This is a genomic window from Streptomyces sp. NPDC058697, assembly GCF_042715345.1.
GTDB lineage: Bacteria > Actinomycetota > Actinomycetes > Streptomycetales > Streptomycetaceae > Streptomyces > Streptomyces liliifuscus.
In genome coordinates this window covers 196735-211735 of record NZ_JBHXSU010000004.1, presented here as the reverse complement: position 1 = coordinate 211735, position 15001 = coordinate 196735, and the positions used below count along the sequence as shown (strand labels likewise).

General features: G+C 71.2%; 14 protein-coding genes. 2 read left to right on the top strand and 12 right to left on the bottom strand.

Annotated features, from left to right (window positions below):
- Positions 1–47 precede the first annotated feature (47 nt).
- The 10 genes from ACFWXQ_RS11820 to ACFWXQ_RS11775 form a co-directional block, all read right to left on the bottom strand.
- The gene (locus ACFWXQ_RS11820) at positions 48–1466 is read right to left on the bottom strand and encodes an NADH-quinone oxidoreductase subunit N (protein ID WP_386268067.1); all 1419 of its coding nucleotides are present in this window, start codon (positions 1464–1466) and stop codon (positions 48–50) included.
- Positions 1463–2968, bottom strand: coding sequence for a NuoM family protein (locus ACFWXQ_RS11815; protein ID WP_383946366.1), 1506 nt, complete (start codon positions 2966–2968; stop codon positions 1463–1465). The genes ACFWXQ_RS11820 and ACFWXQ_RS11815 overlap by 4 nt, the downstream gene beginning before the upstream one ends.
- A 5-nt stretch (positions 2969–2973) precedes the next feature.
- Positions 2974–4848, bottom strand: a complete 1875-nt coding sequence (locus tag ACFWXQ_RS11810; protein WP_383946368.1) for an NADH-quinone oxidoreductase subunit L — start codon at positions 4846–4848, stop codon at positions 2974–2976.
- The gene (locus tag ACFWXQ_RS11805; RefSeq protein ID WP_383946371.1) at positions 4845–5150 is read right to left on the bottom strand and encodes an NADH-quinone oxidoreductase subunit NuoK; all 306 of its coding nucleotides are present in this window, start codon (positions 5148–5150) and stop codon (positions 4845–4847) included. The genes ACFWXQ_RS11810 and ACFWXQ_RS11805 overlap by 4 nt, the downstream gene beginning before the upstream one ends.
- Positions 5147–5707 (bottom strand): NADH-quinone oxidoreductase subunit J, encoded by a 561-nt coding sequence (locus ACFWXQ_RS11800; RefSeq protein WP_383946374.1) that lies wholly within the window; start codon positions 5705–5707, stop codon positions 5147–5149. Before ACFWXQ_RS11800 ends, ACFWXQ_RS11805 begins: the two co-directional genes overlap by 4 nt.
- Before the next feature lie 32 nt (positions 5708–5739).
- Positions 5740–6684, bottom strand: a complete 945-nt coding sequence (locus tag ACFWXQ_RS11795; RefSeq protein ID WP_383946377.1) for an NADH-quinone oxidoreductase subunit H — start codon at positions 6682–6684, stop codon at positions 5740–5742.
- Positions 6677–7927, bottom strand: coding sequence for a hypothetical protein (locus ACFWXQ_RS11790; protein ID WP_383946380.1), 1251 nt, complete (start codon positions 7925–7927; stop codon positions 6677–6679). Before ACFWXQ_RS11790 ends, ACFWXQ_RS11795 begins: the two co-directional genes overlap by 8 nt.
- Positions 7918–8274, bottom strand: a complete 357-nt coding sequence (locus ACFWXQ_RS11785; protein ID WP_383946383.1) for an NADH-quinone oxidoreductase subunit A — start codon at positions 8272–8274, stop codon at positions 7918–7920. The genes ACFWXQ_RS11790 and ACFWXQ_RS11785 overlap by 10 nt, the downstream gene beginning before the upstream one ends.
- A gap of 97 nt (positions 8275–8371) precedes the next feature.
- Complete coding sequence (locus tag ACFWXQ_RS11780) at positions 8372–10630, bottom strand: heavy metal translocating P-type ATPase (RefSeq protein WP_383946386.1); 2259 nt, start codon at positions 10628–10630, stop codon at positions 8372–8374.
- A 76-nt stretch (positions 10631–10706) separates the two neighbouring features.
- On the bottom strand, positions 10707–10997 hold the full coding sequence (locus ACFWXQ_RS11775; protein ID WP_383946389.1) for a heavy-metal-associated domain-containing protein: 291 nt from the start codon (positions 10995–10997) through the stop codon (positions 10707–10709).
- Between the two features lie 197 nt (positions 10998–11194).
- Between ACFWXQ_RS11775 and ACFWXQ_RS11770 the strand changes: the two genes are divergently transcribed.
- Both ACFWXQ_RS11770 and ACFWXQ_RS11765 read left to right on the top strand, forming a co-directional pair.
- Positions 11195–12202, top strand: coding sequence for a hypothetical protein (locus ACFWXQ_RS11770; RefSeq protein WP_383946392.1), 1008 nt, complete (start codon positions 11195–11197; stop codon positions 12200–12202).
- A 113-nt stretch (positions 12203–12315) separates the two neighbouring features.
- Positions 12316–13035, top strand: a complete 720-nt coding sequence (locus tag ACFWXQ_RS11765; protein WP_383946395.1) for a DUF5134 domain-containing protein — start codon at positions 12316–12318, stop codon at positions 13033–13035.
- Positions 13036–13113: 78 nt separating this feature from the next.
- Here ACFWXQ_RS11765 and ACFWXQ_RS11760 read toward each other — a convergent pair whose 3' ends face one another.
- Together ACFWXQ_RS11760 and ACFWXQ_RS11755 are read right to left on the bottom strand one after the other, a co-directional pair.
- Complete coding sequence (locus ACFWXQ_RS11760) at positions 13114–14232, bottom strand: sensor histidine kinase (protein WP_383946398.1); 1119 nt, start codon at positions 14230–14232, stop codon at positions 13114–13116.
- A gap of 68 nt (positions 14233–14300) precedes the next feature.
- Positions 14301–14966: a response regulator gene (locus ACFWXQ_RS11755; RefSeq protein WP_383946401.1), complete on the bottom strand. Its 666-nt coding sequence runs from the start codon at positions 14964–14966 to the stop codon at positions 14301–14303.
- Between the last annotated feature and the right edge of the window lie 35 nt (positions 14967–15001).

Here is a 15001-nt window from a genome sequence, read left to right as displayed (position 1 = left end):
ACGGCCGTCGACCGTCCCCCGTCGGCATGGCTGCTGCGCGCCGCCGGTCACGGGCTCATCGGCCCGGCCAGCGCGTCGAGGACCGGTCCTCCCACCAGACCGAGTCCGACGGAGACGGCCGCGGCCGCATACGCGACGACGCGGGCCGTGCGGTCCCCGTCGGCGAGGCCCGATGAGGCGCCGCGGGAGACCGCGGGCACGATCCAGCGCAGGTAATAGAAGAGGGACGCCACGGTGTTGAGGGCGGCGAGGACGGCCAGCCACGCGTATCCGCCGTCGAACACGGCGCTGAACGCCTGGAGTTTGCCGAGGAAGACCGCGGTCGGCGGGGTGCCGACGAGGCCCAGCAGACAGATGACCAGGCTCGCCGCGAGCAGCGGGCGGTCCTTGGCGAGACCCCGGTAGTCGTCCAGCGTGTGGGCCTGGGGGAGGGCGCAGACGACCGCGAACGCCCCGAGGTTGGTGACCGTGTAGGCGGCGAGGTAGTACAGGAACGCCTGCTGTGCGAGATCCGAGCGGTCCAACACGGCCACCGGCAGGAGCAGGTATCCGACCTGACTGATCGTCGAGTAGGCGAGCAGCCGCTTGACGTCCTGCTGGAAGAACGCGCCGAGGTTGCCCAGCGTCATCGACGCGGCGGCGAGCACGGCGATCAGCGCCGCCCACGGCAGCGGGCTGCCCGCGAAGACCGCGTCACCGACACGGAAGAGCGCGGCGAGCGCCCCGATCTTGGGCAGCGTGGTGAGCAGCGCGGCCACCGGCGCGCTGCTGCCCTGCACGGCGTCAGGCACCCAGAAGTGCGCCGGCACGCCGCCCGCCTTGAACAGCACACCCGCCAGCAGCCCGATCGCACCGACGGCGACCAGCGGTTCCGGGGCGTCGCGCAGAGCGTCGCCCAGCATCGGGTACAAGGTCGCAAGCCCGGTCGCGTACAGGACGGTGACACCGGCCAGCAGGAGTACGCCGAGCAGGGCGCCGACCACGTAGTACTTGAGGGCCGCCTCGGTACCCGGACCGTCCTTGCGGAACCCGGCGAGCGTGTACGCGGGGATGCTCGCCAGGAGATATGCGGCGGCGAACAGCAGCAGGTCCTGGGTGCCGGCCATCATCAGCGCGCCCAGGGCGGCCAGTTGCACCAGGACGTAGAACTCGCTCTCCCGGGGATCCCCTCGCAGGGGGCGGAAGGAGACACCGAGGACGAGTAGCGTGCCAGCGAGCACCACGATCCGGGACGCGCCGGTCACGGTATCGACGGCGAAGGCCTCGCCGAAGGCCGTCGTGGCGGGCTCGGCGGCGGCCACCGACGCGGCGACGATCCCCGCCACGCACGCGAGGACCGCCAGCAGTCCGACGGCCCACTGCCGGGCGCGCGGCAGCCAGGAGCCGAGCAGCAGCCCGAGTACGGCCGAGGCCGCCAGCAGCACCTCGGGCAGTAGGTCGAGCGGGTTCTCGTTCATCTCGGTCATCGGGCGAGCAACTCCAGGACCGAGCGCGAGGCCGGCTCGATGACATCCAGCAGGAAGCGCGGAGCCACCCCGAGGACGACGGCCAGGACGAGCAACGGCACGACGGCCAGGCTCTCGTGCCCCCGCATGTCGGGGAACGCCCGCGGTGTGCCCGGCGCGTCGGGCAGCCGCAACGGCCCCGTGAACACCTGACGCAACGCCCGCAGGAACAGCCCGGCCGTGAGGACGATGCCGAGCACCGAGAGTGCCGTGGCCAGCGGCTGGGGCCCGAGACTGCCTGTGAAGATCTGGAACTCGGCGATGAATCCGGAGAAGCCGGGAAGCCCGAGCGAGGCGAAGGCCGCGACGCCCGTCATCGCGGCGAACACGGGTGCCACGGCGGCGAGTCCGGAGTAGGCGCCCATGTCGTAGGTGCGTCCGCGTTCGTGGAGTACCCCCGCGAGGAGGAACAGCGCGCCGGTCAGCAGCCCGTGACTCACCATCTGGGTAACAGCTCCGGTGACGGCGAGGGAACGTGCCTGCTCGGAGCTGTCCGCCGTCGCGGCGGCCGCGCCGAGCGCCAGCACGATGTATCCCATGTGGTTCACGGAGGTGTACGCGACCATCCGCTTGAAGTCGGTCTGCGCGAGCGCGACCAGTGCCCCGTGAAGGACCGAGACCACGCCGATGACGACCAGCACGAGGGCGTACTCGCGCCAGGCCTCGGGGAGGATCGGCATGGCGATGCGTACGAATCCGTACGTGCCCATCTTCAGCAGCACCCCGGCCAGGATCGCCGAACCGGCGGCGGGCGCCTCGACATGGGCGAGCGGCAGCCATGTGTGGAAGGGGACGGTCGGGGTCTTCACCGCGAGACCGACCACGACGGCCAGCAGCACCAGGGCCCCGTACACGGACCGCCCGGCGAGCGGGTTCTGCTCGGCCAGCTCGACCATGTCGAAGGTGTGCGGCGACGCGGCGAGGTACAGGCCGATGAAGCCGAGCAGCAGGGCGAGCGACCCGATGAACGTGTAGAGGAAGAACTTCAACGCGGCACGGGCGGCCTGCCGATGGCCCCATCCGGCGATGACGAAGTACATCGCCACGATGGACAGGTCGAAGAAGACGAAGAACAGGATCAGGTCGAGGGCGACGAAGAGCCCGAAGCAGGTGGTCTGGAGGAAGAGGAACAGCGCCGCGAACTCACGGATCCGGCGGTTCTCGCGCAGCGAGTAGACCGCGCAGGCGAGGAACAGCAGACAGGTCAGGGCGAGCAGCGGAAGCGACAGGCCGTCGACGCCGACGTGGTAGCTGACTCCCGCGCCCGGAATCCAGCGGGCGCGCTCCTCGAACTGCATACCCCCGCCCGGCTCGTAGCCCACCCACACCGCGATGACCAGGGCCAGTTCGACGGCCGATGCCGTCACCCAGACCGCGCGGAAAACGGCAGGTGCGGTACGGCGGGGCAGCGCGAACAACAACAGCGCGACGGCCGTGGGCGCGAAGACGAGGGTGGTCAGCAAGCGGGTCACCTCACGAGGACGAGGACGACGGCGAGGACGGTGAAGGCGGCGACCGCCTGGGCGAGATACTGGTGCAGCTGTCCCGTCTGCGGGCGGCGGGCCCAGCGGCCGAGGGCACGGGTTCCGGCGGCGACCGCGCCGACCGTCCCGTCGACGGCATGTTCCACGACGTCGTTCGTCCAGCGGGCAAGCCGGACAGTGGCGGAGGCGGAACCGTCGACGGCCCGGTCCAGCACGCGGTCGTCGAACGCCGCGGCGGCGCGCGCCAGCCGCATCGTGGGCGCGACCAGCAGGACATGGGCCGCGCGTTCGAGACCCAGCCAGTCGGCGAACCCCGACTTCGCCCGCGCGGCCAGGGGCAGCGGGCGCGCACCCCAGCCCCAGGCGGCCGCGGCGGCGAGAAGAGCCAGACCGGCGGAGAGCACGAACTCCCAGGCGTGTGGGGCTGGTTGACCGGAGGCGCTGACGACACGGCTCACGCTGTTGCGTACAGGGGGAAAGGCGGTCGCCACCAATGCGATGCACGCGACGGCCAACAGAACGAGAGGCCACACGGCACCGACAGGGATGCGCCGGGCATCGGGGCGGGCCACCGCCGGACGCCACACGAACCACAACGCCTTGGCGCTGTAGACCGCGGACAGGAGGGCCCCGGCGAGCCCGGCCGCGTACAGCCACGGACTGCGCTCCAAGGCACCGGCCAGCAGTACGTCCTTGGCTGCCCAGAGGGAGAGCGGCGGAAGGCCGGCCAAGGAGAGCGCGGCCACGGTGAAGGCGACGCCGACCGTACGGTGATGGCGCGCCGCGCCGAGCAGCGCGGGCAGTTGCTGCGTGCCAAGCGCGGTCAGCCAGGCGCCCGCCGCGAGAAACAGCAGACTCTTCGCCGCCGCATGAGCGACGAGTTGAAGCGTGCCGCCGGTCGTGGCGCCCGCCCCGGCCGCCAGGACCATGAAGCCGATCTGCGCACAACTCGACGCGGCCAGCAGCTGTTTGAGGTCGGTCTGCGCGATCGCGACGAATCCGAGGAGGATTGCCGTTGCCGCCCCCGTCCAGGCGACCACGTCGTCGCCCCAGCCGGAGGCGTCCAGTAGCGGTCCGGTCCGCAGGAGCAGGTACGCGCCCGCGACGACCATCGTTGCTGAGTGCAGCAGGGCCGAGACTGGACTTGGGCCCCGCATCGCCTTCGACAGCCAGAAGCTGAAGGGCAGTTGGGCCGACTTGCCGAGGGCGGCGACGACCACGCCCGCGGTGATGAAGGACAGCCATGGCTCTTCGGCCCGCGCGAGCCCGTCGAGCGAGAGCGACGAGTTCCGACCGCTGCTGCTGCTGCTCGCGAGTGCCGCACCCGCCGCCAGATAGAGGCCGAGGTCTGCGGCGCGGGTCGTGAGGAACGCGGTGTCGGCCGCACTCGTACGCTCCGGATCCCGCCACCAGTAGCCGATCAGCGCCCACGAGGTGGCGCCCATGACCTCCCAGCCCATCAGCAGGACCGGGAGAGTGGCGGCGGTGACCGTGACGAGCATGCTCCCGGCGAACAGCAGCATCAGCCCGAAGAACCGCGCCCGCGCCTCGCCCACGCCGACCTCGCCCGCGCCGACCTCCGCCGCGCTGAAGACGAGTACGGCAAGGGTGACCGCGGTGACCGTGACCGCCAGCAGCCCCGACAGACCGTCCACCGCGAGTCGCATCGGCAGACCGTCGAGGAACGGTGCCCGCGCGCTCGGATGCCGGAACGCCGCAGCGACAGCGAGCCCCAGCGCGACGGCCGCGACCGCCAGCGCCACACCCGGCGCCGCACGATCGGCCCGCCGCCCCGCCACCAGGAGCAGTACACCGGCGCCGAGGGGCAGGGCGACCAGCGCCCACAGCAGAGCGCTCACTCCTTCAACTCCGCCGCCATGTCGGTCATGTCGATCTCCCGCGACCGGAACAGGGCGGTGACGACGGCGAACCCGATCGCCATCTCCAGGGCCATCGCCGTGACCGCCACCACGATCAGGACCTGCCCCTCGGCCGCCGCCGGAGCGATGTAGTGCCACGAGGCCGCGGCGGCCAGGATGACCCCGCCGAGCATCAGCTCAAGGCCCATCATCAGCATCACGACGGACTGCTGGGTGAGGGCACCGAACAGACCGACGCTGAACAGCGCGGCGGCCGCCAGCAGAAACAGTTCCAGACTCATCGGCCGACTCCACCCCGTACGGGATCGTCCGCGTGCCGGGCCCGCAGATCGTCTCCGAACCGGTCGTACCGTCCCCGGCGGGTGGCCAGCACCACGGTGGCGACGATCGTCGCGAACAGGGCCATGCCCAGGGTCATCATGGTGAGCATCTGCGGGCCCATGAGCGACATGCCGAGGTCCATGGTCGGATCGGTGGGTGCCTTCCCCCGGCGGGCGGGCCAGGGCGCGAGCAGGATCCCGGCGGCCAGCAGCGCGAACACCAGGCCGCAGACGACGGCCGCGCCCTTCTTGTTGTGGATCATCGTCATCGGCATGAGCCCGGCCGGGTTCATCATGTACATCACCATGAAGACCGCCATGATGGCCATCTCGATCGTCATCATCAGCACGATGACGATGCCCAGGTAGTCCAGTCCCAGCAGGACGACCAGGCCGCCCACGCACAGCAGCGAGGCCAGCAGGGAGAACGTCGCCCGCGCCATCGAGTCGAAGCGGAACACCATCACACCGCCGACCACCGCCAGGACGGCCAGTACCCAGAAGACCGCGACATCCATCGCCGTACGTCACCTCGCTTCCGTCAGGGAACTCACCGGTTCAGCACCACCACGGCCACGACCAGCGCCTGCACGATCGCCAGCGGGGTCAGCACGACCCAGGCCAGCTCCAGATAGCGATCCATGCGTACGGTCGGAATCGCGCGCCGGACCCCCACCAGGAAGGCCAGGACAGCGGCCGTCTTGAGTACGGTCCAGGCCCAGCCCGGCAGCAGCGGCCCGTGCCCGCCGCCCAGGAAGAGCGGCACGCTGAACGCCGCCGCCACGACCAGCAGCAGCCAACGCCCACCCAGGAACAGCACCCGGTCCGCGCCCGACAGCTCGCCGCCCGCGCCGCCCGCCACATCCCGTCCGGCGGGCTGGTCGAACGGCCCCCAGAACGCCATCGCCATGGCACTCAGCAGATAGATCCCGAAGGCCACCGGCATCCACACCACGAACCACAACCCGGCCTGGGCGTCCACGACTTCACCGACGCGGAGCGACTCGGCGCCCAGCGCGGCCGTGGTGATGGCCAGCATGTGCGGCAGCTCGTACGCCAGCCCCTGCGCGAGGAAGCGGTAGCCGCCGATGAGCGAGAGCGTCGAGTTCGGCCCCCAGCCCGCCAGCCAGACCGCCGCCCACGCCAACGCCTCCATCGCGTTGAACCAGACGATCCCTTCCGGCAGATCGCTCACCGACCGGAAGCCGAGCGGCAGTACGACCGCGGCCAGGACGGCGGCGACGGGAAGGAGACCGGCTCCGATCCGGGCAAGGGGCAGGTCCGACGCCCGGGTACGACGAGGCTGCTGGACAAGATGCCGGAGGACCTGGCGACCGGGTTCCGCCGCGCGGATCGCCGTCTCCCGCAGCGATCCGGGCCGCCCGCGCCGAGCTCCGGCCGCGAGCACGGCGTCGAACCCGGCCGTCACCAGGGCCGCTCCGACCAGCAGAGCGGGCAGCGCGAGGACCGCCCACAGCGGAGCGCGCTCACCCATGGCTGTGGACCGTCCCGGGCGCCGGTACGTGAGTCAGCTCGTCGAGGTCCGGATCCAGGCTCGCGACGATGATCCGCGCGCAGGCGAACTCCGTTCCTTCGAGCAGCCGGGGCAGGCTGTCCAGCAGCGCCCTCGACGGAGGCGCCGGCGTGTCGAGTCTCCCGCGAGGCCCTACGACCTCGGCGGCGTCCAGCGCTTCGGTGCTGTCGCAGGCCGCTGCACTCCGACCCAGCGCGTCGAGCCACACGAGCACGCGGTTGTACGCGTCCCCGTCCGCGACCAGAGCCGGTCCGGTCAACCCGTGGTGACGTGCCTGCTCGGCGGGCAGCGTTCCGAGCCCCGTCGTCAGCCACCGCAGCGTCCGCGAGCGCTGGGCCCGACGGATCAACGGGCTTACGAGGGAGGTGAGTTCGGCGGCAGCGGCTCCGGCTAGGGCACGATCCCGTACGTACCGCGTCCGTGCGGCCATGTCGTCCCAACCCGTCACGGCGAAGAACCTGCCCAGGCTGTCCAGGTGGGCCGCGCACAGTCGTCGCGCCGCGTCGCCCTGCGAGACGTGCCCCCCGGCGGTGGCGTGCAGCCAGGGTTCGTTCCAGAAGGGCGGGCGGGGGGACGGGGGAGTGGACATCGGTTCGACGGCGACCGTCTGAACGACGTCACCCTGGAGAGCCAGGCGCAGGATCAGCCCCGCTGGCCAGTCGGCGAGTACGGGCCCGAGCGGCACGTGCAGCACGTCGAGCCGCAGACCGTCCCGGTCGTCGGCCCGGTCCGCCATGGGAAGTCCCTCGATGAGGCCGTCCATGTCGTGCCCTGCGTGACCGTGATGGCCGCTGTGCATGTCGTGACCGCTGTGGTCCGAGTGCGGAGTGGGGGCACCGTGCTGCTCCTGCTCCTGCTGCTGGTGCTCGTGGTGGCCTTCGTGCTCTCCGCGCTGGAGGTCCGCGAGCCCGCGGTCCAGAGCGTCGGTGACCCGCTCGGGATCCGTGATCCACACCCGGGCCTTGGGCGCCGGAATGCCACGCCACAGACCTGCGACGACCCCGTCGCTCTCCTCGCCCTCGCTCCCGAGGCCGCCGACAACGACCAGCAGATCGGTCTCCGCCGGTCCGCTCACACACGGCCAGCCGCGACGCGCCAACTCCGCTTCCACGGCGAGCCGTTGCCGCGTGGCACCGGGGGACACCGCGAGGAGGACGCCCGGCCGGGACACGGCCGCCCGCACGAGTGTGCGCCTCAGCTCCATCGGAACGCCCCCTCGCGCCAGGCGTACACGACCCCCGCGAGCAGGATTCCCAGGAAGAGGAACATCTCGACGACCGCGCTGGTGCCGACGGCGGAGACGACCTTCGTCCACGGGTACATGAAGAGCATCTCCATGTCGAAGGCGAGGAAGACCATCGTGACGGGGTACCAGCGCACGTGGAACCGGGAGAGCGGGTGCTCCTGAGGTTCGAGGCCCCCGCTGAACGGGCCGGTGTGCACGGGCTCGCGGACCGCCCGCAGTGCGACGGACAGGGCATGGAGGAGTACGACGGCCGCGACGATCAGTACGAGGAGTACGAGTACCGGTTGCCAGTCCGATGTCGCCACAAGGGCCCCTTCCCGACGATCGCTCTCCGGACGGTCACCACGGCAGGCAGCATGTCAGCAGCCTGGGGCGCAAGGAACGCACGACACCTGCCTCCGGTCAGTTCGCCGCGCGGAACGAGCGCAGCCGCAGGGAGTTGCCGACGACGAACACCGAGGAGAAGGCCATGGCCGCTCCGGCGATCATCGGATTGAGCAGTCCGGCCGCGGCGAGTGGCAGGGCTGCCACGTTGTACGCGAAGGCCCAGAAGAGGTTCGACCGGATGGTGCCGAGGGTGCGACGGGCGAGCCGGATGGCGTCGGCCGCGGCGCGCAGATCGCCCCGTACGAGCGTGAGGTCGCCGGCCTCGATCGCGGCGTCCGTGCCGGTGCCCATGGCCAGGCCCAGGTCGGCCTGGGCGAGGGCGGCCGCGTCGTTGACACCGTCGCCGACCATCGCGACCGAACGGCCCTCGGCCTGGAGCCGCTTGACGACGTCGACCTTGTCCTGCGGCAGCACCTCGGCGATGACGTCCTCGAGTGAGATGCCGACCTCACGGGCGACCGACTCGGCCACGGCCCTGTTGTCGCCGGTCAGCAGGATCGGTGTCAGGCCGAGGGCGCGCAGCCGCGTGATCGCCTCCGCGCTGGTCTCCTTCACCGCGTCGGCGACTTCGAGGACCGCCTGTGCCTCGCCGTCCCAGGCGACCGCGATGGCGGTGCGTCCGGCGGCCTCGGCCTCTGCCTTCGCCCGGGTCAGTTCCTCGGGCAGTTCCATGGCCCACTCGGCGAGCAGCCGCTCACGGCCCACGAGAACCGCGTGACCGTCGACGATGCCCTGCACCCCGAGACCGGGTACGTTCGCGAAGTCCTCGGGCGTGGGCAGGGAGCCCAGCTTCTCCAGTGCCCCGTCGGCGACGGCGCGGGCGATCGGGTGCTCGGACGAGTGCTCCAACGCGCCTGCCAGGCGCAGGACTTCGGCCTCGTCGGTCGTGTCGGTGGTGTGCACGGCCAGCAGGGTCATACGGCCGGTGGTGACGGTGCCGGTCTTGTCGAGGACGATGGTGTCGACCTTGCGGGTGGACTCCAGGACCTCCGGGCCCTTGATCAGGATGCCGAGCTGGGCGCCGCGCCCGGTGCCGACCATGAGCGCGGTCGGGGTGGCCAGGCCCAGGGCGCACGGGCAGGCAATGATCAGTACGGCGACCGCGGCGGTGAAGGCGGCCGTCAGCCCGGACCCGTTGCCCAGCCAGAAGCCGAGGGTGCCCAGCGCGAGCGCGATCACGACGGGCACGAACACGGCGGAGATGCGGTCCGCGAGGCGCTGGGCCGAAGCCTTGCCGTTCTGCGCGTCCTCCACCAGCCGGGCCATCCGGGCGAGTTGGGTGTCGGCGCCGACCCGGGTGGCCTCGACGACCAGCCGGCCCCCCGCGTTGATCGTGGCGCCGGTGACCGGGTCGCCCGTGGACACCTCCACCGGCACCGATTCACCGGTGAGCATCGAGGCGTCCACCGCCGAGGAGCCCTCGACGACCGTCCCGTCCGTGGCGATCTTCTCGCCCGGGCGTACGAGGAAGCGGTCGCCGACCTTCAACTGGGCGGTCGGGACCGTCTGTTCACGTCCGTCGGGGCGCAGAAGCGTGACGTCCTTCGCGCCCAGCTCCAGCAGGGCCTTGAGCGCCGCGCCCGCCTTCCGCTTCGAGCGGGCCTCGAAGTACCGGCCCGCCAGGATGAAGGCGGTGACGCCCGCGGCGGCCTCCAGATAGATGTTCCCGGCACCGTCGCCCCGGGCGATCGTCAGCTCGAAGGGGTGCGTCATGCCGGGCGTGCCCGCGGTGCCGAAGAACAGGGCCCACAGCGACCACAGGAACGCGGCGGAAGTGCCCACCGAGATCAGCGTGTCCATGGTGGCCGCGCCGTGCCGCGCGTTGGTGAACGCGGCCCTGTGGAACGGCCAGGCGGCGTACGTCACGACCGGCGCGGCCAGCGTGAGGGACAGCCACTGCCAGTACTCGAACTGCAGGGCCGGGACCATGGCCATCGCGACGACGGGAACGGCCAGCACCACCGCGGTGACCAACCGCTCGCGCAGCGGCCGCAGTTCGTCGTCCGCGCCCGCCGTTTCGTCGTCACCCTCGGACTCGCTGCGCACCGGCGCCGGCTCGTGCGCGGTGTACCCGGTCTTCTCGACGGTGGCTATCAGGTCCTGGACGGAGACGTCACCGTCGTAGGCGACCTTGGCCTTCTCGGTGGCGTAGTTGACGGTGGCGGTGACCCCGTCCATGCGATTGAGCTTCTTCTCGATACGCGCCGCGCACGAGGCGCAGGTCATGCCGCCGATGGCGAGCTCTACCTCGGCGCCGGTCGTCGTGGTGGTCATGTCTGCTCCTCGTACGGGGTGGATGGCCGGGCCCTGGTGATGGGTGGCCCCGGCCGGAGCGGGGGAGTACCCGGGGTCAGGCCCGGCCGGTCAGCTCGTAGCCGGCGTCGTCGACGACCTCGGCGATCAGCGCGTCGTCCGGCTCGGCGGTCCCGACGACCGTGACCCGCCCGGTGTCGAGGTCGACGTCGACACGGGTCACCCCGTCCAGCTCGCCGATGACCTTGGTGAGCGTGGCCTTGCAGTGGCCGCACGTCATGCCGGACACGGCGTAGGTCGTGGTGACGGTGACGCCCTCGGTGGCTGTCGCGCGGTCGGTGGTGGCGGTCGAGCAGGAGCCGTCGGTGGAGCAGCAGGACGAGGACATAGGTTCCTCCAGGTGAATGCAGTCGGTCGGTCCACAGGTACGGGGTGGGGGTATGCCTGTCGAGAACCTGTATACCCCTGTAGGGTATCTGGCGCAAGCCGTCCCGTCGCCTTGACTTTATACCCCCTAGGGGTATGTTGAAGTGCATGGAGGGGCCTCGCTCTCAGCCTTCGGCCCCCGTCCCTCAGGAGATGGCCATGCATACCGGAGTGAAGATCACCGCGTTCGCCGCCGCACTCGCCGCGACCTTCGGCACCGCCTACGGCGTGGGCCAGGGCATCGATCCCGTCGTCGCGGACCGCGAGCCCGCGAGCCACGAGACCCACGAGACCCACGCCGAATCGTCACCGGAGCCGGAGGGAGGAGGGGGCCACGCGGAGCAGGAGTCCGCGCAGGAGGGCCAGTCGCTCCCGGCCGGCGGACTGCAGATCTCCGAGAACGGCTACACCCTCGCCCTCAAGACCACCCGGATCGAAGCCCGGCAGCGCGCCGACCTGCGCTTCACCATCCAGGACGAGAAGGGCCGCGCGGTGACCTCGTACAAGCGCGAACACGAGAAGGAACTCCACCTGATCGTGGCCTCGCGCGACCTGGTCACCTATCGCCACCTGCACCCCACCCGTGCCGCCGACGGCACCTGGAGCATCCCAGTCGAACTGCCCCGGGCGGGCGGCTACCGGGTCTTCGCCGACTTCACCCCGGCCAAGAAGGGCGCCGAGAACCTGACCCTCGGCGCCGACCTCGCGGCCTCGGGCCCGTACGAGCCGAAGGGGCTGCCGGCGGCGAGCACGACGGCCAAGGTCGACGGGTACGAGGTCAAGCTGGCGGGCGGGCTGCGACCGGGCGCGGCCGGTGAGCTGGAGCTGAACGTCTCCCGCAACGGCAAGCCCGTCACCGACCTCCAGCCCTATCTCGGCGCATACGGCCACCTGGTCGCCCTGCGCTCCGGCGACCTCGCGTACCTCCACGTCCACCCCAACGGCGAACCCGGGGACGGAAAGACCGAGCCGGGCCCCGGCATCTCGTTCACGGCCACCGCGCCGAGCCCGGGCGCGTACCGACTCTTCCTCGACTTCAAGCACCAAGGCGTGGTCAGGACCGCCGAGTTCACCGTTCATGCGGGTGAGACGCCGGGAGGCAACGGCGACAACAGCGAGACCGCTGAAGGGACTGCCGAAGAGACTTCGGACGGTCACGGGCACTGAAGGGGGCCCTCCGTTCTGAGTCGGATCGCCGAACGCCACGTACCAAGGGGGCAAGTAGGGGTCGGCGATCGGTGAGCCGGAGAACGGGCCCGGCTCCCCCGAAGGGTGGCGTCATGTCGGGACCGCTTCTGGGCTGGACGTTGGTGGTGCTGGGCGTCGGCGTGGCCGGTGGCAACCTGCTTCGGATGGCTCTCGTCAGAGGCTGGGCCCGGTTCGAGGCGGCGGCCGAGGCCGTGATGGGCGCGGGCATGGCCGTGATGGCCGCTCCGCCGACAGCGGGCCACTACGGCACGCACAGCACCTGGTGGGCCGCGGTGTTCGGCGCCTTCTGTCTCGGCGGCGTGGCACTGTCCGTACGGCATGCGGCCCGGGGCGGTCTGCGGTACCTGCGTCACGGCGGCCACGTCGTGATCGGCAGCGCCGCCATGGTGCTCATGACGCTGGCCATGTCGGGAACGACCACCTCACCTGCTCTCGCGCTGGCCGGTTCCGCCGGGCACGGAGGGATGGCGGGCATGGCCGGTATGGAGAGCGCGGGCGCCCATGGTCACGGGGGTGTGGCCGAGGCGGCCGGTTCCGCCGGAGGCGCGCTCGCCTGGCGGGTGGCCTTCTGGGCGCTGGCCGCGTACTTCGTGATCTTCATGGCTCTGGCCGTACGCGCCCGCCTGCGCGGCAGGGACGGGTCGCTGCCCGCCGTGGCCGACGGCACGCGGACCCGCCACCGTCACGCCCGACGGCATCCCTCGCTGCTCACCGTGCCGAACGCGCGCCTGGCCGGTCACGTCGGAATGGGCGGCTCGATGGCGACGATGCTTCTGATGATGGCAGCGTGAAGACAGCAGCGTGAAGACGGCTGCTTCACGACGGACGGCTGCTTGACGACGGCCGTCTGCGGGCCGACGGCTCTGACGTCATGCCGTGTCCTGGTCCTGGACCGGGAGGCGCAACCGGAGTTCGTATCCGCCGTCCGCCGTCGGGCCGAACGTGACGGTGCCGCCCAGGAGTTCGGCCCGCTGGCGCAGGCCGACGAGGCCGTGGTGCGCGCCGGGCAGGGGGAGCGCGGGACGGGTGGGGGAGGCGTTGGTGACGGTGGCGTGGACGGTGTCGTCCGCGTGATGGACGTGGATGGTGGCGGTGGCCCCGGGGGCGTGTTTGCGTACGTTGGTCAGCGCTTCCTGGACGGTTCGGTAGACGGCGCGCTGGACGGTCGCCGGCAGGTCGTCGGGCAGGTCCGTGCGCAGCGCGGCCTCGATGCCGCTGGTGTCGACCAGCCGCTGGAGGTCCGCCAGGGACGGCTGCGGAGTCAGTTCCGTGGGACGGCTTCCGGAGGCGCGCAGCACGCCGACCATGTGCCGCAGTTCGTCCAGCGTCTGCACGCTGAGCCGCCGGATCGTGGCCGCCGCCTCCCTCGCCTCCGGGTCCCGCGTGCCCACCTGCAGCACTCCGGCCCGTACGGCGATCAGGCTGACCTGGTGGGAGACCACGTCGTGCATCTCCCGGGCGAGCTGCGCGCGTTCCTTCGCCAGCACGCTCTGGGCCAGCAGCCTGCGTTCGTGCTCCCGCGCCTCGGATATCTCGGACAGGCGCAGGGACAGTTCGCGTCCGGTCTGGACGAGCTGGCCGAGGAAGACGGGCGCGACCGCCGTGGCCAGGCTGTAGGTGACCGTGAGCAGGTCGGAGGAGTCCGACAGATCCGCGAACTCCGGTGACGGCCACGACCACCAGGTGATGTCGCACGCCGCGAACGCCAGCGCGCACAGGGCCAGGAGCACGCGACGACGGCTGAGGGAGGCGAGGGTGTACAGCGCGATCAGGGTGGCGAGTACCGCGTCGCCGACCAGGGCCGCGGGCAGGGCGAGCAGGAACGTCGCCAGCGGCAGACGGCGACGCAGTACGAGAGAGAATGCGGCGAGCAGGGCGCAGGCCATGCGGAGCCGCTCTTCGCTGTCGAAGTGGATCCAGACATCCACCAGGGAGACCGCGACGAGCATGGCGTCCATGAGTGGGGCGGGCAGGCGGCGGTTCCTCATCCGTGTTTCCGGTCCCGCTTCCGGTCCTGCTCTTGGTCCCGTGAGTCCCGTGAGTCCCGCGCGGGGCTTCACCCGTCCTCCGGGTCACGAGGCGGCCTGAGCAGACCGGCGCGCTCGGCGAGCAGCGCCGCCTGGACGCGGCTGCCCACCTCCAACTTGGCGAGGACGGCGCTCACATGGTCCTTGACCGTGCCGATGCTCAGATGCATCCGCGCCCCGATACCGGTGTTGGACAGTCCCTCGGCGATGAGTACGAGAACGGCCCGCTCGCGTTCGGTCAGCTGGGCCACACAACGGGCGGCCGCCTCGTGGGGGCCGTTGTCCAGATACCCGTCGACCACGGTCCGGGTCACCCGGGACGACAGTACGACACCGCCGTCGGCCAAACTGCGTACCAGCAACGGCAGTTGCACGGGATCGGTGTCCTTGAGCAGGAACCCGGCCGCCCCCGAACGCAGTGCCGTCGCCACGTACTCGTCCATGTCGAACGTCGTGAGCATGGCCACCGTGGGCGGCTGCGGCAACCGGCGCAGGTCGGCCAGGACCGTGAGCCCGTCCACGTCCGGCATCCGGATGTCGAGCAGCACGACGTCGGGACTCAACTCCCTTGCCGCTTGGACCGCCTGGCCGCCGGGCACCGCCGCCACGACCTCGATCCCGTCCGCGGAGTCGAGGATGTGCCTGAAGCCTGTACGGATCAGAGCCTCGTCGTCGACCACCAGTACCCGGATCAAACCTGCGCTCCCTCGCCCCGGGGCCGCCGCTGGAC

What these genes read in the sequence shown, in the direction of transcription:
- ACFWXQ_RS11820 (WP_386268067.1), bottom strand. Translation starts at nt 1,466, where the DNA reads ATGACCGAGATGAACGAGAACCCGCTCGACCTACTGCCCGAGGTGCTG.
- ACFWXQ_RS11805 (WP_383946371.1), bottom strand. Translation starts at nt 5,150, where the DNA reads ATGAGTCTGGAACTGTTTCTGCTGGCGGCCGCCGCGCTGTTCAGCGTC.
- ACFWXQ_RS11800 (WP_383946374.1), bottom strand. Translation starts at nt 5,707, where the DNA reads ATGGATGTCGCGGTCTTCTGGGTACTGGCCGTCCTGGCGGTGGTCGGC.
- ACFWXQ_RS11795 (WP_383946377.1), bottom strand. Translation starts at nt 6,684, where the DNA reads ATGGGTGAGCGCGCTCCGCTGTGGGCGGTCCTCGCGCTGCCCGCTCTG.
- ACFWXQ_RS11790 (WP_383946380.1), bottom strand. Translation starts at nt 7,927, where the DNA reads ATGGAGCTGAGGCGCACACTCGTGCGGGCGGCCGTGTCCCGGCCGGGC.
- ACFWXQ_RS11780 (WP_383946386.1), bottom strand. Translation starts at nt 10,630, where the DNA reads ATGACCACCACGACGACCGGCGCCGAGGTAGAGCTCGCCATCGGCGGC.
- ACFWXQ_RS11775 (WP_383946389.1), bottom strand. Translation starts at nt 10,997, where the DNA reads ATGTCCTCGTCCTGCTGCTCCACCGACGGCTCCTGCTCGACCGCCACC.
- ACFWXQ_RS11770 (WP_383946392.1), top strand. Translation starts at nt 11,195, where the DNA reads ATGCATACCGGAGTGAAGATCACCGCGTTCGCCGCCGCACTCGCCGCG.
- ACFWXQ_RS11765 (WP_383946395.1), top strand. Translation starts at nt 12,316, where the DNA reads ATGTCGGGACCGCTTCTGGGCTGGACGTTGGTGGTGCTGGGCGTCGGC.
- ACFWXQ_RS11760 (WP_383946398.1), bottom strand. Translation starts at nt 14,232, where the DNA reads ATGAGGAACCGCCGCCTGCCCGCCCCACTCATGGACGCCATGCTCGTC.